This window comes from Vibrio sp. T9, from assembly GCF_003123985.1.
Lineage (GTDB): Bacteria > Pseudomonadota > Gammaproteobacteria > Enterobacterales > Vibrionaceae > Vibrio > Vibrio diabolicus.
Window position 1 is genome coordinate 392,733 of sequence record NZ_NIGY01000006.1, and the last position, 20,201, is coordinate 412,933.

The window sequence follows — 20,201 nt, forward strand, 5'->3', positions numbered from 1 at the left end:
TGAGGACCTAGTCATCTAGTGTCCTCATTCTTTTTATCTTGTGAGCTCGATTTGCAAATTATTGGATTTTAACTTGCTCTTCATTCGCGTCTGCTTGCGCGATTTGACCAATCACCCATGCGTTTTCACCTTCTTCTTGAAGAAGAGCAACCGCGGCTTCCGCTTGGTCTTTAGGTAGTGCAACGATTAGACCCACACCACAGTTGAATGTACGGTACATTTCGTGTGTGTCGACATTGCCTTTCTCTTGTAGCCACTTGAAGATCACTGGCCATTCCCAGCTGTTACCATCGATAACTGCTTTTGTGCCTTCAGGCAGCACACGTGGGATGTTTTCCCAGAAACCACCACCAGTGATATGAGAAATCGCATGGATGTCGTGTTTCTCAATCATCTTAAGTGCTGATTTGATGTAAATCTTCGTTGGTTCTAGTAGGTGCTCACCGATAGTGCGACCTGCTAGTTCTTCGTTCTTATCTGCACCAGATACTTCTAGGATTTTACGGATAAGGGAGTAACCGTTTGAGTGTGGGCCGCTTGAGCCAACAGCGATAAGTGCATCACCAGCAGCGACTTTCGTGCCGTCGATCACGTCTTCTTTTTCGACTACGCCAACACAGAAACCAGCAACGTCGTAGTCTTCGCCTTCATACATGCCAGGCATCTCCGCAGTTTCGCCACCAATTAGGGCACAACCTGCTTGAATACAGCCTTCCGCGATACCTGAAACAACATCCGCAGCGGTATCAACGTCTAGCTTGCCTGTTGCGTAATAATCTAGGAAGAACAGTGGCTCTGCGCCTTGCACGATAAGATCATTTACACACATCGCAACAAGGTCGATACCGATAGTGTCGTGCTTGTTCATATCCAGTGCTAGGCGAAGCTTAGTACCTACGCCATCAGTACCAGAAACCAGTACAGGTTGTTTGTATTTGGTTGGCAATTCGCATAGCGCGCCAAAACCACCGATACCACCCATAACTTCAGGGCGACGAGTACGTTTTACCGCACCCTTAATACGATCCACAAGCGCGTTGCCTGCATCAATATCTACACCAGCGTCTTTATAGCTAAGAGAAGAGTTGTTACCACTCACAGGGAAGTCCTCGGTATTAAGTTGGATATGAAAACGGCGCTATTCTAACAGTGCTTAAACATAGATAGCAAACGTTTGCGTCTGTTTTTTTCTTTAGTGATTTATCCTGATATCCCTGTAAAAATCATGTATAATCTGAAGGTTTGTTTAAATATTGCCAACTATAGCCGGAGATGGACATGAAAGTTGTTGAAGTGAAGCACCCTCTAGTAAAACATAAAATTGGTCTAATGAGAGAAGGTGACATCAGCACAAAACGTTTTCGTGAGTTAGCGACTGAGGTCGGTAGCCTACTTACTTACGAAGCAACGTCAGACTTTGAAACAGAAAAAGTGACCATTGATGGTTGGAACGGTCCGGTAGAAGTAGACCAAATTAAAGGTAAAAAAGTAACCGTAGTACCAATCCTACGTGCAGGTCTAGGCATGATGGACGGTGTTCTTGAGCACATGCCAAGCGCACGTATCAGTGTTGTTGGTATTTACCGTGATGAAGAAACACTGGAGCCAGTTCCTTACTTCAACAAGCTTGCTTCTAACATCGATGAGCGTATTGCGCTTGTTGTTGACCCAATGCTTGCAACGGGTGGTTCTATGATTGCTACGATTGATCTTCTAAAAGAGAAAGGTTGTAACCAAATCAAAGTGTTGGTACTTGTTGCTGCACCAGAAGGTATTGAAGCGCTAGAAAAAGCACACCCAGATGTGGAGCTATACACTGCGGCCATCGATGAGAAGCTAAATGACAAAGGCTACATCGTACCGGGTCTAGGTGATGCAGGTGATAAGATCTTCGGTACTAAGTAATTCTTTAATGTATTACTACGACTGAACAGAAAAAACAAAGGCTTGGTGAAAACCAAGCCTTTTTTATATCTATAATACGAGAAGAATAAAATGCGCCACTCAGTAAAGCAGCGCAGACGCACTATTTCGCGTTCTCTTCTTCCATTTGTGCGTTATCTACAACGTGGTTTTCACCTAAATCGTTTGGTAGCACAAGGTTAAGAATAATTGCCACGATACCGCATAGGCTCACACCTTGTAGGCTGAACTCGCCAATACCGAAAGCCATACCGCCAATACCAAATACAAGTGTTACGGCAACGATCACTAGGTTGCGAGACTTATGTAAATCAACGTTATTCTTGATCAGTGTGTTGAGGCCTACTGTGGCGATAGAGCCGAACAGCAGAATCATGATACCGCCCATGACAGGTACTGGAATCGTTTGAAGAACCGCGCCTAGCTTACCTACCAATGCAAGTACGATTGCAGTGATCGCAGCCCAAGTCATGATCACAGGGTTAAATGCTTTGGTTAGCATTACCGCTCCTGTAACTTCACTGTAAGTGGTGTTTGGTGGAGCACCCACCATCGATGCTGCGATAGTTGCCACCCCGTCACCTGCGATTGTGCGATGAAGGCCAGGTTTTTTCAGGTAGTTTTTACCTGTAACGTTTGAGATAGCAAGCATGTCACCTACGTGCTCTACCGCAGGTGCGATAGCGACAGGAATCATGAACAAGATTGCGTTTATGTTGAACTCTGGCGCGGTGAAGTTTGGCATAGCTAGCCAAGCCGCTTGTGTTACTGGAGTGAAATCAACCACCCCGTAGAATAGAGAAACAGAGTAACCTGCAAGAATACCACCGACAATTGGAACGAGCTTCAAAAAGCCTTTTGCAAACACGCTTAGTACAATGGTTGTGAGCAGTGAGACCGCCGAGATGATGATCGCAGCATCACCATTAACAAGCTGTGCAGCACCATCACCGGTTTTACCTACCGCCATGTTCACTGCTGTTGGAGCAAGGCCAAGACCAATCACCATGATCACAGGGCCAACGACAACAGGCGGGAGAATTTTATGGATAAATCCAACACCACGCACTTTGATCATCGCCCCTAGAGCCACATAAACCAGGCCCGCTGCCATTAAGCCGCCCATCGTTGCGCCGATACCCCAAGTTTGGATACCGAACATAATAGGAGCAATAAACGCAAAAGAAGAGGCAAGGAAGATGGGAACAGAACGTTTAGTCATTAATTGGAAGAGGAGAGTACCGACACCGGCACCAAAGAGGGCGACATTTGGATCAAGGCCAGTTAGCAGCGGCACAAGCACCAAAGCACCAAAAGCGACAAAGAGCATTTGAGCGCCTTGTAACGCGTTTTTCATAATAATTCCCTATTTTCAAGATACGCAGACAAATCCGGCGAATACTATCATCCTGCAATCGTTTGCAATGTTGCATGGATCAAACTTTCGATTGAATCTTTCCCATAAATAGCGTTTTTGAGAGTTAGTTGCTTGCAAATTGTCCTCTTTTACGTGTCTTGCGTGAAGATGAAAAATAGACAGCCTAACTTGTTGAGATAGCTTAATAAGCAATGAGTTTATTATAAAAAATAGCACTGAAGCGCTGGTTGAGGCCCGAGTTAACAAAGCTGGTCATAATACAGACAATTTACTCAGTACTTACCTTGCTCAAGATTTGATAGTTGCTTATTATTCGGGTTCTTGTTCAGAGGATTATAAAAACTATGCGCTATTTAGCTCTCTTACTGATAGGTTGGTTGTCCCTACCAGTATATGCATTAACTCAGGTGGATATCTATCGTGCCGAAGTGGTTATCGACAGTGAGCAGAACGACGGTGAGTCTCTGGCTCGTCAACAAGGTATGCAGGATGTGATTGTTCGAGCGACCGGTTCTCAATCCTCTTTAAGCAATCCAGTGATTAAAAAGGCACTTGGTTCAAGTGCGCGTTACATTTCCCAACTGAGCTATGGGCAGGTTGATGGAAAAGCGAGCTTAAAAATGTTGTTTAACAGCGACCAAATCAGCTCGCTTTTAACACAAGCTCAATTGCCATCTTGGTCGCCAAATCGTGCCAATATTTTGGTTTGGATGGTGGAAGAACAGGGATACGATCGTAATATTGCTTGGGAGCATTCCGACTCTTCAAACGCTGTAGCACTTCGCAGTGCTGCGAAATCGAGAGGCTTGCCGATCACGATCCCGGTTGGTGATTTTGATGATGTAACTGGTGTTAATGTTTCTGATCTTTGGGGCGGCTTTATTGAGCCAATTGGCCAAGCGAGCCAGCGCTACCCAGCGGATGCCGTTTTAGTTGTGCGCGCTCAAGGTGAACAAATTCGCTGGACGTTATACGATCAATCACCAATGAGAATTGTTGAAGCACAGCGCTCTCCGCGTAACGGTTCCGCATCAGGCGCCAATGCCATTGCTGAGATGGTTGATGGCATCGCTGACTACTACGCGAGTAAGAGCGCAGTGGTAGTATCTGGAAAATCTTCAAAAGCTTTGGCGGTGAAAGTCCTTAATGTAACGTCTGCCACGGACTTCTTCCGTTTAGAGAATGCGTTAAAACAACTTAATTCGGTTGCGGGTACGGAAATTAAGCGTGTCCAAGGTGATGAGCTGACGCTCAACATCCATCTTTTGGCATCTCAACAAGCTTTTGAGAAAGAAGCTTCTTCTATTTCTCAATTAATGGTTTTTGAAGATCCTTTGGGTGAAGTTGATGCCCCAGCTTTAACTCAAGAAGCAGAGCCAATTGCTCCGATGAATGAAGCTAAAGATACAGCTATGGTAGAAAAAGTGCAGTCTGAAGTGCCTGCGGATATCGCGGCGGAAGCAAAGGACGAAACGCACCCAACTCAGCCGATGATTGTGGAGCCTGTCCGAGAACAGTATGACTTGATCTACGAGTGGCGCTCGGCATCGTAATCGCATTGATAGCTTTCCAGGCGTAAAGCGCAAGGATCAAACACCAATGTGGTAAGCGTAAAAAAGAGTCGCAATAGCGACTCTTTTTGTTTTCTAAATTCGTATTCGAACCAATGCTCAGTGATTGATTGCGATTGGCGTTATTTATTGAATTTCGCTTTTTCTTCTTTTTCTACTTGAGAGAGGCGCTTCAACTTAAGACCTAGCTCTTTGCCTCTCGCTCTAGCAAACAAAATATTGCCAGCGAAACCGAGTGAAGTCAGGAGCAACTCTACTGCCGCAAGCCAACGTTCTCCACCATCCACATAAAGGATGGTCAGCGCATGCAAGAAATACAGCATAAGAACAAAGTTAGCCCAAGCATGAGTGTAAGGCTTGCCGGCCAAAATACCAGGCAACGGAAGTAATAGCGGAATACACCAAGCAATAGCAAGTGTTGTGCTGCTGAGGTGAGGGTGAGGGGACAACGCAAGTTGCCAAATAGCGACCCAGGCCAATAAGGCTAAGTTGCCAAATAAAGCTAGGTAACGATAGGTTTTAGCCTGTGTACCGAGTGGTGTTTGGTCTAAAGAGTCAGACATCGATTAACTATCCTTGATTTTACTAACAGACTTTTAGTTTTAACGCTGCAGTTGCCAGCCTTTTGCCTAATTGTTGTGCCAGACGAATCTCTTCACTGCTGAGGGTTGCCTCATGGCCTACACTGCTGGCGCCATACGGAGTGCCTCCGGACTGCGTAGTGTGTAGCTCTGGTTCGGCATAAGGAATGCCCAAAACCATCATCCCGTGATGCAATAAAGGGGTCATCATGCTTTGTAACGTTGTTTCTTGACCACCATGCATCGAAGAGGAAGAGGTAAAGACACAAGCTGGCTTATCGATTAAGTCACCACTGACCCATAAAGATGTAGTCTGATCCCAGAAGTGCTTTAAAGGCGCAGCCATGTTGCCAAACCAGACGGGACTGCCAAACGCTAGACCGTCGCACGTTTTCAGTTCCTCTAGAGTAACAATTGGATCAGAAGGGGAGTGTGAGTGAGGTGACAATTCTTCAACTGTACGCAAAATTGCTTGGCATTGAGGAGTCGATTCGACTCCTCTTGCTATCTGTCTTGCCAGTTGTTTTGTCGAGCCGTGACGGCTGAAGTACAAAATAAGGATCTGGCAATCCATTTATAGAATATCCAACACTTGCTCTGGTGGTCGACCAATTTTCGCTTTGCCGTTGGCAACTACCACCGGACGCTCAAATAATTTTGGATTTTTCGCCATTGCTTCGAACAATTGCTCATCGCTAACAGAGTCTTCGCCTAGGCCAAGTTCTTTGTATTCGCTTTCTTTGGTGCGCATCATTTCACGTACAGATGAAAAGCCAAGTTGTGCGTACAGCGCTTTTAGCTCATCTACGTTAAGTGGTGTGTCTAGGTATTTGACGACTTCCGGTGTAACACCATTTTGCTCAAGCAGTTCAAGTGTTTGACGGCTCTTTGAGCAACGAGGGTTGTGATAAATCACGACTGACATGGTTTTCTCCATTTCGTTATTGTAATGCCATGAATCGATCTCTTTGGATCATTAGTTGGTCAATACGGGCATCGTATCGAGCTTGCTCTAAGCTGCCCAACTTGGCCATTTTACTTGCTTCACTATAATATTGAATCGCTTTATTCCAGTTTGCTCGCAACGCCAAAATTTCCGCTCGCGCAGCCAACTCTTCATCACTACGTCCTAGCGCGTGGTAGCTCTTCGATATTAGGTGCCAGCCATTTGTATCTTCAGGATAATCATGAGTGTATCTTTGAAGGACTCGCGTGGCTTGATCGTTTTTATTGTCCTCAAGTAGCGCGTTGGCATAGTTAATGGTCAATACTTTATTTTGAGGGTTCCGAGATAACGCTTTACGGAGCATATCGGTTGCTTTTTCTGGCTGCTTCTTCTCGATATATAAATCCGTCATAGCATCCAGGTAGAACGGGTTACTTGGGTCCTGCTCCAGCAACTTTTTCAAAATAGGTTCCGCTTGAGACAAGCGTTTGCTGTCTAAATGTACGAGTGCTCGCCCATAGTCAAAAGCAGGTGTGATGTCCGCAGAGGCTTTCTTTTGAGTTCGCTCAAACCAGCCCAAAGCAGCTTGTCCATCAATGCCAGCGTAACGAGCCACAATGCGCGCACGCGCTAGGTGATAGTCTATCGAAGGCACAACTCGCATTGGTGGATAGGTCCTTGCTCGTGCACGGCTATCAGTAATTCGATCTTCAGGTAGTGGGTGAGTCAGTAGCATTGGCGGCGGTTTACTCGCATAACGATATTCATCTGCAAGACGGCCAAAAAAACGTGGCATTGCTTGAACATCAAAACCAGCTTTTGCCAGTGTTGAAATACCAAAGCGATCCGCTTCTTTTTCATTCGCGCGAGTGTAGTTGATTTGGCTTTGCATGTTACCTGCGGTTGCCGCCGTAATTGCAGCCATCCCCGCTTCTGGTGAGGCAATCGAAAGCAGTAATGCGCCAGCGAGTGCAGCTAATGTGGCCGGAGAGCGACGTGCTTGCTCTTCCATGCTGCGCGCAAGGTGGCGTTGTGTGACGTGCGCAATCTCGTGAGCAACAACAGAGGCCAACTCACTTTCTGAACGCGCATGAAGAAACAACCCAGAGTGCAACGCTACGTAACCACCAAAAAACGCGAACGCGTTAATATTGCGGTCGCGAATCATAAAGAAGTGAAACGGCGTTTTTACATCGTTCGCATTGGCTACTAGTCTGTGCCCGAGAGCGTCAATATACTCATTGATTACAGGATCATTAACGATAGGTTTACTGGCTCTGAGCATACGCATATAGGCGTCGCCGTAAATCAACTCTTGGTCTATTGAGAGCGTGCCACCAGCAGCCGTGCCAATGTCTGGCAAGTCAATGCTATTGGCATAAGTTGTCGGCGAACTGATTGCAGCTGCAAGACATAAGCAAACTAGCGAGCGAGTGCGTTTTAACATACGTTTAAAAGGTTCTCCAAAATACATAAGCATGTGGTTAGAGGCTGAGAACCTCTCAACAGCGCCACATGCGTTTTGGTTATCCGCGAGGATATAAGTTAGCAATAAGACCGGAAATAAATGAATTGGTTTCGTAAATTATTTTATATCCGAGTCATTTCAGCATGTGGTTAAATCATGTCAGAAGTGCTAGCACCAGCTCAAAAAGCCGTTACAATACAACCCTATCATAAGTGCAGAGCAATACAATGGAATCCATGTTACTTGATTTGCGTGAACAACGTTGCCCTATGGCACTATTACTTGCAAAGCGTCACGCTGCTGAAGTCTTTCAAGGAGAAACGCAGCAGTATCATCAACTTGTTATTCAAGTGGTGGATAACAGCTCTAAACGAGACATTGTGAACTATCTCAGTGCCCAAGGGTACTCAGTTGATTGCCAATCTACATCAGAGCACTACACATTGACTGTATTCAATAAGGAATCCGCATAAGATGTTTGAAATGGTTAGTCGTTGGTATAAACGACGTTTCTCAGACCCTCATGCAGTAAGTCTCGTCGCGATCTTGCTGTTTGGTTTTATCACCATTTACTTCTTTGGGCATTTGATTGCGCCATTGCTTGTCGCGATCGTTTTGGCTTATTTACTTGAATGGCCAGTCGTAAAAATGTGTCGCATGGGCGTGCCGCGCACTTTGTCGGTCATCATCGTGATCTTAATGTTCGTCGGATTGATGTTGATCGCTTTGTTTGGTTTGGTTCCGACGATTTGGACTCAGGTCGGTAATCTAATTAACGATATTCCAAACATGTACAACGGGTTACAAAAGTTTATTGTCACGCTGCCAGAACGTCATCCTGAGTTAGCAAACTTAGAAATTGTAGAAACCGTGGTGACAAATGCCAAAAACCAAGCGTTGGGACTTGGTGAGAGTGTAGTAAAAGGCTCACTTGCGTCATTAGTCAGTATTGCGACGCTAGCGGTATACCTGATTTTAGTGCCACTACTTATCTTCTTCTTACTGAAAGACAAAGAAGAGATGCTAAGAATCGCGAGTGGTGTTTTGCCGAAAAACCGTAAACTCGCGAATAAAGTTTGGCATGAAATGAACGAGCAGATCTCCAATTACATTCGCGGTAAAGTGCTCGAGATTTTAATCGTGGGTGGCGTGAGTTACGTGACTTTTGCCATTTTAGATCTTCGATATTCGGCGCTGCTTGCTGTAGCTGTCGGTCTATCGGTGTTAATTCCTTATATCGGCGCGGCAGCTGTAACTGTGCCTGTCGCCATCGTTGGTCTGTTCCAATGGGGTCTTGCGCCTCCGTTTTATTGGTTGCTGCTTGCTTACGGTATTATCCAAGCGCTGGATGGTAATGTGTTGGTTCCTGTTCTGTTTTCTGAGGCGGTAAATCTACACCCAGTTGCCATCATTGTGGCAGTGTTAGTCTTCGGTGGCTTGTGGGGTTTTTGGGGCGTATTCTTCGCCATTCCGTTGGCGACACTAGTTAAAGCCGTATGGCATGCCTTACCGAGTACGGAAGAAAACGAACCAGTCGAACAAGAGTAGGCGTTACCAAAGTACGATGCTCAAAAGAAAGCCCAGCAGTTTGCTGGGCTTTTTGTTATTTGAAGAACGGATCGCGCTTATGCGTTTTCGTTCAGGTAATTTAATACGACTTCGTGGTGATCTTTGGTTTTGAACTTGTTGAACACGTGTTCAATTACGCCTTCTTCATTGATCAGGAAGCTAATGCGGTGAAGACCATCGTATACTTTACCCATGAATTTCTTTTCGCCCCAAACGCCGAACTGGTCTGCAACGGCATGATCTTCATCAGAAAGCAGAGTGAAGTTTAAATCATCGCGCTCGATGAACTTGCCTAGGCGCTTTACAGGGTCGATGCTTACGCCGAGTACCACCACGTTATGTGCATCGAGTTCAGCTTTGATGTCACGAAGGCCTTTTGCTTGTGTAGTACAACCCGGAGTCATCGCCTTAGGGTAAAAGTAGAAAAGTACTTTCTTGCCTTTAAAGTCTTCAAGAGAAACGGTATTTCCGTCTTGGTCGAGCAAAGAGAAGGCTGGCGCTGGCGAGCCTGCTGTCAGCGTATTCATGGTGATTTCCTTTACTTTATAGTGTGTTTTTAATGAAATTCAGAGAACCTTGTACGTTGAGCGACTGACAAAGTTCATCGAAATCTTCTTGTAATTGCATTAAGTTACAATCCGCACTTACTGATGCGGTAATCGCAATGTGGAATTGGTCGGCATCAAGTTGAATTTTCGACTTACTGATAGTTTGGGCGCTAAGAGAGTCCAAACCAATCTGTTGATCCGCGAAGAACTTAGTAAACTTTTCAGTCAGACCTGGGCGGTCTTCAGACTCAATAAACACTTCCATTGTGTAGCTGTTGTCGAGCAATTCGTGCGCCGACGTACGCTTCATAATCGTAATCAGGTCATGCTCTTGGCCAAGTAGAGGCAATTGCGTTTCTACCCGAGTCACGCTACTGGCGTTCCCAGTTAGGAGCATGATCAGGGTAAATTCACTTCCAAAGATAGCGATACGGCTATCGACTATGTTACAACCGGCTTGAGTAACGAGGTGTACGACTTGGTTACAAATGCCTGGACGGTCCGTTCCAACTGCTGTAAGTACCAGATGTTGCTTCATAAATGAGCTTCTTGTCCTTTCTTCAATAGAGAGATGTTAGCACAGATATTGCGGAGAAATATCGAGTCAGTTCTTTTTTTAGTTTACAAAAAAGCAGGTTGGCTCTTGAGGTGAACGATTGGAGGCAAGCAGTAAACGAGGGAGTTGGGGGAATAAAACGTTTGCATGATGTGCTTGCGTGTTGTTTGGTCTTTTTATTCACTCAGGTCTGACTTGGTGAGCACGACCAAAGAGTATATTTTCCTGGCTTGTGCACTTCAGTATTTTCCAAATCACTGATAGATTCTAAAGTCACTCGAAAGCCCAACACGATTATCAATATTGCCGCTAATCAAACCAAATAGAGCAATTAAGTTGCTAGACCTCTAACAACTGATAATTATTCATTCATTTGTACTTTGTAAGCGAGTTTACGCTCTTGTGTTTTTCAATCGCATTACAGTACCATGCAGAAAGAGTTAAATGAGGGAGATAAACATGTTTTCAGGAAGTATCGTAGCGCTGATTACGCCATTCAAAGCAGATGGCGAAGTAGACTTTGACAGTCTGCAAAAGCTAGTAGAGTACCACGTTGAAGCGGGTACAGACGGTATTGTGGCAGTAGGCACAACAGGTGAGTCAGCGACACTGACCATTGAAGAGCATGTAAAGGTCGTTAATAAAACTGTTGAGTTTGCCGACGGTCGCATCCCTGTGATTGCTGGCACGGGTGCAAATGCAACCCACGAGGCAGTAACATTTAGCAAATTACTGGCTGATTCTGGTATTGCTGGCTTCCTGAGTGTGACACCGTATTACAACAAACCAACTCAAGAAGGTTTGTTCTTGCACTACAAGGCAATTGCTGAAGCGAGTGATGTGCCTCTAATTTTATACAACGTACCAGGCCGTACTGCTGTTGATATGCAGCCAGAAACAGTGGCACGCTTGTCAAAGCTTGATAATATCGTGGCTTTAAAAGATGCAACGGGCGATTTGGACCGAATTGCAATTCACCGTGAACTTTGTGGCGAAGATTTTATCTTACTAAGTGGCGATGATGCGACGGGTCTCGATTTTGTGAAACTTGGCGGCAATGGTGTTATCTCGGTAACGAACAATATTGCAGCTAAAGACATGGCAGACATGTTCCATTTGGCAAGTGAAGGTAAGTACGAAGAAGCAGAAGCGATTAACCAACGCTTGATGACTCTACACAAAAACCTTTTCATTGAAGCAAGCCCTATCCCAGTAAAATGGGCAGCGCAAAAGCTTGGTTTGATTGAAGAAGGTGGTTTGCGTCTTCCTTTAACCACACTTTCTGAAAAATCGCAGCCGATCGTTGAACAGGCGTTAACCGACGCCGGTATTTATTAAAATTGAGCTATTAAGATTGAGTTACTAGGATTGAAGTTCATACTGGGGGCCAAAGCGCCCTCGGTGTTTTAGGAGTATAGATGAAGCTTTCAAGCCAGTTAGTGTTAAGTTCATTAGCTGTATTCGTATTGACTGCCTGTTCAGGTGGTGCCAATCAACGTCGTCAAGCAAAAGATGACTTCGAGTATTTGAACTCCCCCAATTTGGGTGAGTGGAATGTCCCACAAGGCGCACAGCCACAGTTTTACCCGAACTATGAGATCCCTCAGGGTAACTACGCTGGTGGTGTAGGTAAAGATGTCGACATTCGTCCACCTCAACAAGTCCTAGAGCTTATTCCTGGTGCACGTCTGGACCGCAGTAGTGATGGTGAAGTGACACTTTGGCTACTTCGTAAAGATGAACTAGACAAGGTTTGGCAAACCGTACAAAACATGGTTGCGGCCAACGAGATTCCGGTTGAAAGCCAAACAGATTCTCGTATCGAGACGGGTTGGGTGACGTGGGATTCGCCAGACGAAGAGCTGGAAATTGGTAGCCGATATGAGATCGTACGTGCTGAAGCAAATGGTCGACACGGCTTTAAAGTGAGTCTTATTGACTGGCGTGAAGGCAATCAAGTGAAAGAAGTAACGGCGACCAACCGTGAGCGCTACAATGTGTTCATGACGAACTTGGTAACCGCTCGCTACGATCAAGAAGTACGTGAAGAAGCACAACGTAAAGCGCAAGAGTTGGTTAAACAGATCCCAATTACAATGGGTAAAGACCGCAGCGGGCTTCCTGTGATTGTCGCGCGTGCGCAATACAACATGCTTTGGCAACGTCTGCCTAATATTCTACCTAAGATGGGCTTTAAGATTGAAGAGCGTAGCCAGTCTCAGGGCACAATCACTGCAAAATATGCGTCCCCGGATGATGAATTCTGGAACGATATCGGCGTTAAACCAGTGGAGTTAGACGCTGGTAAGTACACATTCTTGCTTGGTGATTTAGGCAACCGTACATCTATCAATATTACCGATTCCTCTGGTAAGCCAGTAGAAGAAGAGTTTTTGAAATCACTAGCGCCTGTATTGGCTGCGACGGTGAAGCAGTAACCAAAGCGAACTTTACGCGATACGTTTACACAATAATTGAAAAGGGACCCAGTGGTCCCTTTTTTGATGCTTATATTCGGCGTGTCGAGATAAAGTCGGTGTGTAACTAACGAGGCTCGTCTTTGTTGCTCTCCTCGTCAGCGGAGCGCTGTTTATCCAACGTGTTCAGCTTATCTAAATCGTTCTTACGGCTTTTATCCATTTGACCAAACTTCATTTTTGCAGTGTATTTGAGTGCAGCAATGTTACCAATGACCACGCTCAACACTACAATGATAATGACCCAGGGATTGGTGAGTATTTCTATCATAGAACCTCCGGTGGCGTGATATTGTGAATAAATTTGGCGACGACGTTATCCAAATTATTCAGTATGACGTCAATCCCTGCAATGTTGTCGGTCTTATTTTGCTGAATCAGCTGGTTTCTGAGCACATCAGGCGTCAATTGCGCGAGGCACTGTTGCCCGACAGTGCAGTGGCTAATGTGCCAAGGCTCAATCGAAACGCCACCTAAATCTTGCTGATAAGGGAAGAAGAAGCCGAATCGACCAAGGTTGGCTTTTAACCATTGGTAGAACGCTTGCTGGTGGCCTTCAAGGTACTCCCAAGGCTCCAGCTTGAGTTTGGTGTCAGTAGGCAATAAATTGCGCGCATAGACATCAAAATCACAACCCCAATGATGACGACTTCCTCCAGGCAGTGCCGACCAGCGCAAAATGGCCATCAACTTCTCTTCGTCATTTAACTCTGCTTTGTTTAAAGGGCGGGAGTTGACGTCGAGAATTGGCAACTCACCAGAAAACTTCCCGTTCCAGATCGCTTTTTGGCGATTAAAGTCACGAAAACCACTGGCGATTTCCATTTTGAAACCTGCTTCTGTTGCCGCTTCAATCATCTTTAGCAGATCGTCAGCTACTTCAGGGTGGAGTAGAAACGCTTTTTGACCCACTAAAGTGGATTGCAGATGAGAATCTGTGGTGCCGGTGAGTTGCTCTGGTGTCATGGTGTTCTCGCTGATTACTTCGCCAATAGGTGTTTCAACGTGTTTTCGTACATGTCCGTCAACTTTTCAAGATCGTCGACTTTCACACACTCGTTCACTTTATGAATCGTAGCGTTAACAGGGCCTAACTCTACGACTTGACCTCCCATTCGAGCAATAAAACGACCATCAGACGTACCGCCAGTTGTAAGTAGCGCTGGCTTCGTATCATTGACTTCGGCCACAGCAGCAACAACTGCGTCTAGCAGTGCACCCGTATCGGTTAGGAATGGGTCACCGTTGAATGTCCATTTTAGTTCGTAGTCCAGCTCATGCTTGTCCAATGTTTCGGTAACACGCTGAACAATTGCGTCATTGTTAAGCTCGGTGCTAAAACGCAGGTTGAACTGAACATGGAACTCGCCAGGAATGACGTTAGACGCACCAGTGCCAGCCGATACGTTCGGGATCTGGAAGCTGGTTGGTGGGAAATAATCATTTCCTTTGTCCCATTCGGTTGTTGCGAGTTCATGAATCGCGAGTAGAGACTCGTGCACTGGGTTATTGGCTAGGTGAGGATAGGCCACGTGGCCTTGTGTTCCTTTTACCGTTAAATCGCCCGTGATAGAACCGCGACGTCCATTTTTCACCACATCGCCAACTACTTCGGTACTGGATGGTTCACCGACGATACACATGTCGATATTTTCGCCACGTGCCATCAACGTTTCTACAACACGAACGGTACCATTGATAAATGGTCCTTCTTCATCCGACGTAATTAGAAAGCCGATTGAGCCTTTGTGGTCTGGGTTTTCTTCAATGAAGCGTTCGACAGCAACGACCATAGCAGCTAGCGACCCTTTCATGTCCGCTGCACCGCGACCGTGTAGGTAACCACCAATAATAGTTGGTTCAAACGGATGTGTATCCCAGTGCTCCAGTTTGCCAGCAGGTACCACATCGGTGTGGCCAGCGAACGCAAATAGTGGCACTTCTGAACCACGGCGAGCCCAGAAGTTCGTGGTGTCTTCAAATACCATCACTTCAATTTCAAACCCGAGTGCTTTTAAGCGCTCGATCATCAAATCCTGACAACCTGCGTCTTCCGGCGTTACAGATTGTCTACTGATCAGATCTTTAGCAAGTGCCAATACTGGACTGTCTGTCATCCTTGAGTATTCCTATATTTAAGAGTTGAAAATGGTAGCGTATTGATCAGCTTTAAAACCGATATGAAGTTGATCATTCACTTTTAAAATTGGGCGCTTGATCATCGCCGGATTTTCTACCAAAAGAGCGATCGCGTTTTCTTCGTTAAGCGTGTCTTTCTGCTCTTGTGTCAGTTGGCGGTAGGTCGTGCCACGTTTGTTGAGCACCTGTTCCCAACCTAAAGCGCGACAAAATTCGCTTACCATAGCTACATCAACGCCTTGCTTACGGTAGTCATGGAAGTCATAAGTAATATCCTCAGCTTCTAACCATTTTTTGGCTTTTTTGATCGTATCGCAGTTGGGAATACCAAACATGGTAATCGACATAGTGTTTCCTTTTTTCTTTGTTCTATTTTTCACTGGCGCGGTTAAGACGCACTTAAGTGATTTGGGCTGCTATAGCATCCTATCAAGAAGCAATCAAACTGACAAAATGCGGTGGAAAATATTTTCAGATAGATTGAGATAACTGATGTTACGTAACTTATTTACGATGAATGCACTATAAATCGAATAAAAAATCGTCTAAATCAAATGGAAAAGTCGAGTTATTGATCAAACGCAACATCTCGCTGAGCAAAAACGAAATAATGAATCAGCACAATTTTAGGAGGTGTCAATGGAATTGAGTCCTGTTTTTGCAAGGCGGCTATATTTGGCCTTGTTGGTGGAAAACCTAGAAAGGCCGAATGTGCCAAAGTTGATCGAAAAAACGGGGTGGCCTCGTCGTACAATTCAAGATGTACTCAAGGCGTTACCTGGGATCGGCATTGAACTCATATTCGTTCAAGATGGCCGACGTCATAATGACGGCTATTATCAACTTTCAGATTGGGGGCCTTTTGATAGCCAATGGGTTCTAGAGCGGGAGAGAGATATCGCTAGCAGTCTTGGATTTCGTGCATAAGCCAGCAATTGCTGGCTTTTTTCATATTCAGGCGTCATCCATTGCAGCGGTAAGCGGAGCCCAGCACGCTAAATGAGGTGATAAAATCTTGCGGGGAGACCATAAAAACGGTATCCGCATCGATAGCCGCTGCATTGTTTTTTAAATCATTCATTGCACCTTGCATCATCGCGTCATTAGTCATAAAAATGTAGTTATACCAGTGACCCTCACTTCCGGTGACTTCGCCTTTGTATTCGCATCGATCAGGGTTGAACTGAGCGTCAATGCGAATATGAACATCTTGGCTTTGAGCATGAGTAAGGTGAGAAGGCATCGTGCAACCAGAGAGAAGTACGACAAAAAGTCCAAGTAACAGGCGTCTCATCAGCTATTTCCCCAATACTATGTAAGCAGCAAAGCCAATCCAGCTCAGAGCGAGCAGTATCCAAGGCAGTTTGCTTGATGCATGGTTTGGCGCATCGTCGGTGATGTTGTCTTGTTCGATAGCTTCTTCATGCTGACGTTGCTTTTCACGTTGCTGTTTTTTCTTCGCTTTATCGGCTTGACGATTGCGCTCTTTTTGCTGCTTCTTATATTGAGCGATGCCTTTTTCGATACCTTGAGCGATCAGCTTGGTTTGCTCTTTGGTTTGCCCCGGTTTCTGTGTGGATTTGGCAACTCTCATCGCTTCGGCTTGAGTTTCTTGAGAAGGCGCTGGGGTAGCTGGAGTTCTTTTTTTCATGTTTATCATCAACGTCATTGTAAATCTTTGTTTAGTTTACCTGTGTAAGATGATGAAATGAACTTTAGTTCTCATCTTTGCTGGCTTGCAACTCTGAAATGATAGGTTAAAGTGGCGTTTTATCACATTAAGAAGAAGATGTTGTGCGCTACTCGTTTGACCAATATGACGCCCATGGATTTTTAAAAGCGCCGATTATTTTATGGTTTGGATGGATGTTTCTTGTGCGTTCATGGGTTGTGTTTGCGATGGCAGGCGTAAGTCGTGATAGTGGCAGTAAGCTACTCGCTATTGTTTATCCAGACTCAAGTACGCTGTATTTGGGTTTGGCTATGGGCATTCCAAGCCTGCTTCTCATGTGGTTGATGGGGCTCCGTCACCCCGATAGAGGATGGGTAAACAGAATTACTCGCTATGGTCGAGAGATCACTTTGATCTTGTGCGGTATCCAACTGGCTCAGACCATGTATCATGTGTATCTGGAACATGGTGTATTCAACTGGGCAAACGCCCTTACCATTACCTTATTAGCTTGGTTTATGATCTATCTTCTAAATGGAAGATGGGTAAAAGACTGTTTTCATGTGCCACAATTGGAGCGCAATGAAGAACAGCCTTCGAAGAATTAAAAACAATAACTTCCCACACCGGGGCAAAGTATAGAGGAAACCTCAATGTCACAAGCTCAAACGGCGATCGTGCCAGAAGCAGGGCCATTTGCACTGTACACTCAACTTAAAGTGAACCAAAACCGTGAAAACGTATTGGATAAGCTGAAAGCACTACCAAAGTTAGTGGAAGAGTTAAATATTACCCAGCCAGGCGCGGCGCTGACCCTTTCTATCGCATTCACAAAATCGTTTTGGCAACACCTCAATGTAGACGCGCCAGAAGAGCTTATTGATTTTACTCAACTTGGCGAAGGAGACATCGTAGCGCCTGCAACGGATGTTGATGTGCTGATTCATTGTCACTCTACTCGTCACGACTTGCACTTTTATGTTCTGCGTAAGTTTCTAGAAGAGACGGCAGAAGATGTCACCATTGTGGACGAAACGTATGGGTACCGTTACCTTGATGCTCGTGATATGACAGACTTTATTGATGGGACAGAAAACCCGAAAGGGGAGGCTCGCGCTGATGTGGCTCTAGTAAAAGAGGGCCCATTTGCTGGAGGTAGTTATGTCATGGCTCAACGCTTCGAACATAACCTTGCCGCTTGGAATCGCTTGAATGTCAAAGCGCAAGAAAAAGTGATTGGTCGTACCAAACCAGACTCTATCGAACTAGAAGACGTTCCTGCTGCATCACACGTTGGTCGCGTTGATATTAAAGAAGAAGGAAAAGGTCTCAAGATTGTTCGTCATAGCTTGCCATACGGGACGGTAACAGGGCCTCATGGCCTGCTGTTTATTTCTTACTGCAATACACTTCATAACATTAAAGTGATGCTAGAAAGTATGTACGGCGTGACAGATGGTAAAACAGACCAAATGCTTCGTTTCACAAAAGCGGTAACTGGTGCGTACTTCTTCGCTCCATCACAAGAAATGCTAGCAGAGCTAGCCATCAAGTAAGTTCTCAGACTTTATTTCTTAAGCCCTCCAATTGGAGGGCTTTTGTTTTCTATTTCTATTCCAATCTCTTTTCAAAAAACACTAAACTTTTCTGTTACTTGGTCGATAAATACTCAAAGCCTTAATTTTAGGACCCTTTATTCGTGGCGATCACCGTTAATACCAATGTTGCAGCACTTGTCGCACAGCGTCATTTGACCAGTGCAACTGACATGCTGAACCAATCCATGGAGCGTTTGTCTTCAGGGAAGCGTATTAACAGCGCAAAGGATGACGCTGCGGGTCTGCAAATCTCCAACCGTCTGCAATCGCAAATGCGTGGTTTGGATGTCGCGGTACGTAACGCGAACGACGGCATTTCTATAATGCAAACCGCCGAAGGGGCGATGAATGAAGTGACTAACATCATGCAACGTATGCGTGATTTGTCGCTTCAATCTGCTAACGGTTCAAACAGCAAAGCGGAGCGCACTGCACTGCAAGAAGAAGTTTCTGCTTTAAATGATGAGTTAAGTCGTATTGCAGAAACGACCTCCTTTGGCGGGCGTAAATTGCTGAATGGCACATTCGGTACATCGTCTTTTCAAATCGGTGCAACGGCTGGTGAAGCGGTCCAAGTTGGCCTACGGACCATGCAGCCGGAATCTTTAGGTAGCTTTTCAATGAGCTCATATCAAAGAGTCAGTTCAGATTGGACGGTTCAAAACGGAAATAATGAAATTGTTATCAGCTACCGTGATAACAATTTTGAAGAGCAGGAGATCCGTATAGAAGCTAAAGCTGGCGACGATATAGAAGAACTCGCGACTTACATTAATGGGCAAACCGATAAAGTGAAAGCGTCTGTTAATGAAGAGGGGCAACTGCAGTTACTCATGTCCCACAAGGACGCCATAAAATACCCTGGACCAACCTTCAGTGGTGGTCTGGCTGATGAGTTAGAACTTGGCAAGTATGTCACCGTAAATAGAACGGTAGATAGTATTGATATCAGCACGGTCGGTGGCGCTCAGATGGCGGTCGGCATTTTAGATGATGCTTTGAAAACGGTAGATGGCAGTCGTGCGGAGTTAGGCGCGTATCAAAACCGCTTTAATCACGCGATCAATAATCTCGATAACATCCACGAAAATTTAGCCGCTTCCAACAGTCGTATCCAAGACACTGACTACGCGAAAGAAACCACGCAAATGGTGAAGCAGCAGATCTTGCAGCAGGTCAGTACTTCTATTCTTGCACAAGCAAAACAAGCGCCAAACCTAGCATTAACCTTACTTGGCTAATGATCGACCTCGCCCGAATTTAACGCAAAACCTGCCTGTATCGACAACTCGAAAAGAAGCTTTAGCGAAAATTTGACGTTTTTTTGCTTTTTTATCTGCTTCATCACGATTCCTTCTCCAAATGAACTTTTTCCAAAAAAATCCAAAAAATTCCCTAAAGAAATCAGTTTGAGCGCCGTTAATAAAAGTAACTTTGAGAGAACTACTTGGTTTTCCGAGACGTCGGAAACCGCTATACCGGAAAATCAATTGGAGAAATCACCATGGCAGTGAATGTAAACACTAACGTATCAGCGATGACGGCTCAGCGTTACCTAAACAACGCAAACTCAGCTCAACAAACTTCTATGGAGCGTTTGTCTTCGGGGTTCAAAATCAACAGCGCAAAAGATGACGCTGCGGGTCTTCAAATTTCGAACCGTTTGAACGTACAAAGCCGTGGTTTGGATGTGGCGGTTCGCAACGCGAACGACGGTATCTCAATTGCACAAACCGCTGAAGGTGCAATGAACGAGACCACTAACATTCTTCAAC

24 protein-coding genes and 1 pseudogene are annotated in these 20,201 nt (G+C 45.3%); 11 read left to right on the plus strand and 14 right to left on the minus strand.

Translation table 11 applies throughout. From position 1 onward, the window contains the following. Nucleotides 1-58: 58 nt before the first annotated feature. On the minus strand, nucleotides 59-1,099 hold the full coding sequence (purM, locus tag CBX98_RS14800) for a phosphoribosylformylglycinamidine cyclo-ligase (protein ID WP_109169633.1): 1,041 nt from the start codon (nucleotides 1,097-1,099) through the stop codon (nucleotides 59-61). A gap of 179 nt (nucleotides 1,100-1,278) precedes the next feature. Between purM and upp the strand changes: the two genes are divergently transcribed. Further along, nucleotides 1,279-1,905 (plus strand): uracil phosphoribosyltransferase, encoded by a 627-nt coding sequence (gene upp / locus CBX98_RS14805; RefSeq protein ID WP_041852906.1) that lies wholly within the window; start codon nucleotides 1,279-1,281, stop codon nucleotides 1,903-1,905. Nucleotides 1,906-2,026: 121 nt separating this feature from the next. Here upp and CBX98_RS14810 read toward each other — a convergent pair whose 3' ends face one another. Beyond that, on the minus strand, nucleotides 2,027-3,280 hold the full coding sequence (locus tag CBX98_RS14810) for a uracil-xanthine permease family protein (RefSeq protein WP_047008859.1): 1,254 nt from the start codon (nucleotides 3,278-3,280) through the stop codon (nucleotides 2,027-2,029). A gap of 365 nt (nucleotides 3,281-3,645) precedes the next feature. Between CBX98_RS14810 and CBX98_RS14815 the strand changes: the two genes are divergently transcribed. Further along, nucleotides 3,646-4,854, plus strand: coding sequence for a DUF2066 domain-containing protein (locus tag CBX98_RS14815; RefSeq protein WP_109169635.1), 1,209 nt, complete (start codon nucleotides 3,646-3,648; stop codon nucleotides 4,852-4,854). A 140-nt stretch (nucleotides 4,855-4,994) separates the two neighbouring features. On the opposite strand, the gene CBX98_RS14820 is transcribed toward CBX98_RS14815, so the two are convergent. From CBX98_RS14820 to CBX98_RS14830, 4 genes are read right to left on the minus strand one after another with little or no spacing between them, the layout of a single operon-like run. Further along, nucleotides 4,995-5,435 carry a DUF2069 domain-containing protein gene (locus CBX98_RS14820; protein ID WP_012841511.1) on the minus strand — a complete coding sequence of 147 codons (441 nt, stop codon included), beginning with the start codon at nucleotides 5,433-5,435 and terminating at the stop codon, nucleotides 4,995-4,997. A 22-nt stretch (nucleotides 5,436-5,457) separates the two neighbouring features. Next, nucleotides 5,458-6,027 carry an NAD(P)H:quinone oxidoreductase gene (wrbA, locus tag CBX98_RS26280; RefSeq protein ID WP_012841512.1) on the minus strand — a complete coding sequence of 190 codons (570 nt, stop codon included), beginning with the start codon at nucleotides 6,025-6,027 and terminating at the stop codon, nucleotides 5,458-5,460. Next, a complete protein-coding gene (arsC, locus tag CBX98_RS26285; protein ID WP_005380410.1) occupies nucleotides 6,028-6,378 on the minus strand; it encodes an arsenate reductase (glutaredoxin) in 351 nt (116 codons plus the stop codon). Nucleotides 6,379-6,394: 16 nt separating this feature from the next. Then, complete coding sequence (locus CBX98_RS14830) at nucleotides 6,395-7,846, minus strand: M48 family metallopeptidase (RefSeq protein ID WP_046875521.1); 1,452 nt, start codon at nucleotides 7,844-7,846, stop codon at nucleotides 6,395-6,397. 257 nt (nucleotides 7,847-8,103) lie between these two features. Here CBX98_RS14830 and CBX98_RS14835 point away from each other — a divergent pair, with 257 nt between their 5' ends. Both CBX98_RS14835 and CBX98_RS14840 read left to right on the plus strand, forming a co-directional pair. Continuing rightward, nucleotides 8,104-8,340 carry a sulfurtransferase TusA family protein gene (locus CBX98_RS14835; RefSeq protein ID WP_046875522.1) on the plus strand — a complete coding sequence of 79 codons (237 nt, stop codon included), beginning with the start codon at nucleotides 8,104-8,106 and terminating at the stop codon, nucleotides 8,338-8,340. A 1-nt stretch (nucleotide 8,341) separates the two neighbouring features. Further along, nucleotides 8,342-9,415: an AI-2E family transporter gene (locus CBX98_RS14840; RefSeq protein ID WP_006741685.1), complete on the plus strand. Its 1,074-nt coding sequence runs from the start codon at nucleotides 8,342-8,344 to the stop codon at nucleotides 9,413-9,415. A 77-nt stretch (nucleotides 9,416-9,492) separates the two neighbouring features. On the opposite strand, the gene bcp is transcribed toward CBX98_RS14840, so the two are convergent. Beyond that, complete coding sequence (bcp, locus tag CBX98_RS14845) at nucleotides 9,493-9,963, minus strand: thioredoxin-dependent thiol peroxidase (protein WP_005380418.1); 471 nt, start codon at nucleotides 9,961-9,963, stop codon at nucleotides 9,493-9,495. Nucleotides 9,964-9,979: 16 nt separating this feature from the next. Beyond that, the gene (locus CBX98_RS14850; protein ID WP_012841515.1) at nucleotides 9,980-10,522 is read right to left on the minus strand and encodes a glycine cleavage system protein R; all 543 of its coding nucleotides are present in this window, start codon (nucleotides 10,520-10,522) and stop codon (nucleotides 9,980-9,982) included. A gap of 477 nt (nucleotides 10,523-10,999) precedes the next feature. On the opposite strand from CBX98_RS14850, the gene dapA reads away from it, so the two are divergent. Next, nucleotides 11,000-11,878, plus strand: coding sequence for a 4-hydroxy-tetrahydrodipicolinate synthase (gene dapA, locus CBX98_RS14855; protein WP_012841516.1), 879 nt, complete (start codon nucleotides 11,000-11,002; stop codon nucleotides 11,876-11,878). A gap of 80 nt (nucleotides 11,879-11,958) precedes the next feature. Beyond that, the gene (bamC, locus tag CBX98_RS14860) at nucleotides 11,959-12,978 is read left to right on the plus strand and encodes an outer membrane protein assembly factor BamC (protein ID WP_006741687.1); all 1,020 of its coding nucleotides are present in this window, start codon (nucleotides 11,959-11,961) and stop codon (nucleotides 12,976-12,978) included. 106 nt (nucleotides 12,979-13,084) lie between these two features. Here bamC and CBX98_RS14865 read toward each other — a convergent pair whose 3' ends face one another. The 4 genes from CBX98_RS14865 to CBX98_RS14880 are packed head-to-tail and all read right to left on the minus strand — an operon-like array spanning nucleotide 13,085 to nucleotide 15,503. Further along, complete coding sequence (locus CBX98_RS14865) at nucleotides 13,085-13,288, minus strand: DUF2897 family protein (RefSeq protein ID WP_012841517.1); 204 nt, start codon at nucleotides 13,286-13,288, stop codon at nucleotides 13,085-13,087. Beyond that, nucleotides 13,285-13,983: a M15 family metallopeptidase gene (locus CBX98_RS14870; RefSeq protein WP_109169637.1), complete on the minus strand. Its 699-nt coding sequence runs from the start codon at nucleotides 13,981-13,983 to the stop codon at nucleotides 13,285-13,287. The genes CBX98_RS14865 and CBX98_RS14870 overlap by 4 nt, the downstream gene beginning before the upstream one ends. 14 nt (nucleotides 13,984-13,997) lie before the next feature. Then, entirely contained in the window at nucleotides 13,998-15,134 is a 1,137-nt protein-coding gene (gene dapE, locus CBX98_RS14875; protein ID WP_109169639.1) for a succinyl-diaminopimelate desuccinylase, read from the minus strand. An 18-nt stretch (nucleotides 15,135-15,152) separates the two neighbouring features. Next, the gene (locus CBX98_RS14880; protein ID WP_048625863.1) at nucleotides 15,153-15,503 is read right to left on the minus strand and encodes an ArsC family reductase; all 351 of its coding nucleotides are present in this window, start codon (nucleotides 15,501-15,503) and stop codon (nucleotides 15,153-15,155) included. A gap of 292 nt (nucleotides 15,504-15,795) precedes the next feature. Here CBX98_RS14880 and CBX98_RS14885 point away from each other — a divergent pair, with 292 nt between their 5' ends. Beyond that, nucleotides 15,796-16,083: a helix-turn-helix domain-containing protein gene (locus CBX98_RS14885; RefSeq protein ID WP_005380433.1), complete on the plus strand. Its 288-nt coding sequence runs from the start codon at nucleotides 15,796-15,798 to the stop codon at nucleotides 16,081-16,083. Nucleotides 16,084-16,117: 34 nt separating this feature from the next. Here CBX98_RS14885 and CBX98_RS14890 read toward each other — a convergent pair whose 3' ends face one another. Continuing rightward, nucleotides 16,118-16,450, minus strand: coding sequence for a DUF4156 domain-containing protein (locus CBX98_RS14890; RefSeq protein ID WP_081441201.1), 333 nt, complete (start codon nucleotides 16,448-16,450; stop codon nucleotides 16,118-16,120). 3 nt (nucleotides 16,451-16,453) lie between these two features. Then, entirely contained in the window at nucleotides 16,454-16,807 is a 354-nt protein-coding gene (locus CBX98_RS14895; protein WP_065646728.1) for a DUF2956 domain-containing protein, read from the minus strand. Nucleotides 16,808-16,950: 143 nt separating this feature from the next. Here CBX98_RS14895 and CBX98_RS14900 point away from each other — a divergent pair, with 143 nt between their 5' ends. The 4 genes and pseudogenes from CBX98_RS14900 to CBX98_RS14920 form a co-directional block, all read left to right on the plus strand. Then, nucleotides 16,951-17,436, plus strand: a complete 486-nt coding sequence (locus tag CBX98_RS14900; RefSeq protein ID WP_012841521.1) for a DUF2919 domain-containing protein — start codon at nucleotides 16,951-16,953, stop codon at nucleotides 17,434-17,436. A 45-nt stretch (nucleotides 17,437-17,481) separates the two neighbouring features. Next, on the plus strand, nucleotides 17,482-18,384 hold the full coding sequence (locus tag CBX98_RS14905) for a Dyp-type peroxidase (RefSeq protein WP_048625862.1): 903 nt from the start codon (nucleotides 17,482-17,484) through the stop codon (nucleotides 18,382-18,384). A gap of 143 nt (nucleotides 18,385-18,527) precedes the next feature. After that, complete coding sequence (locus CBX98_RS14910) at nucleotides 18,528-19,667, plus strand: flagellin (protein WP_109169641.1); 1,140 nt, start codon at nucleotides 18,528-18,530, stop codon at nucleotides 19,665-19,667. Nucleotides 19,668-19,930: 263 nt separating this feature from the next. Then, a pseudogene (locus CBX98_RS14920) lies at nucleotides 19,931-20,201 on the plus strand (flagellin); the annotation flags it as partial.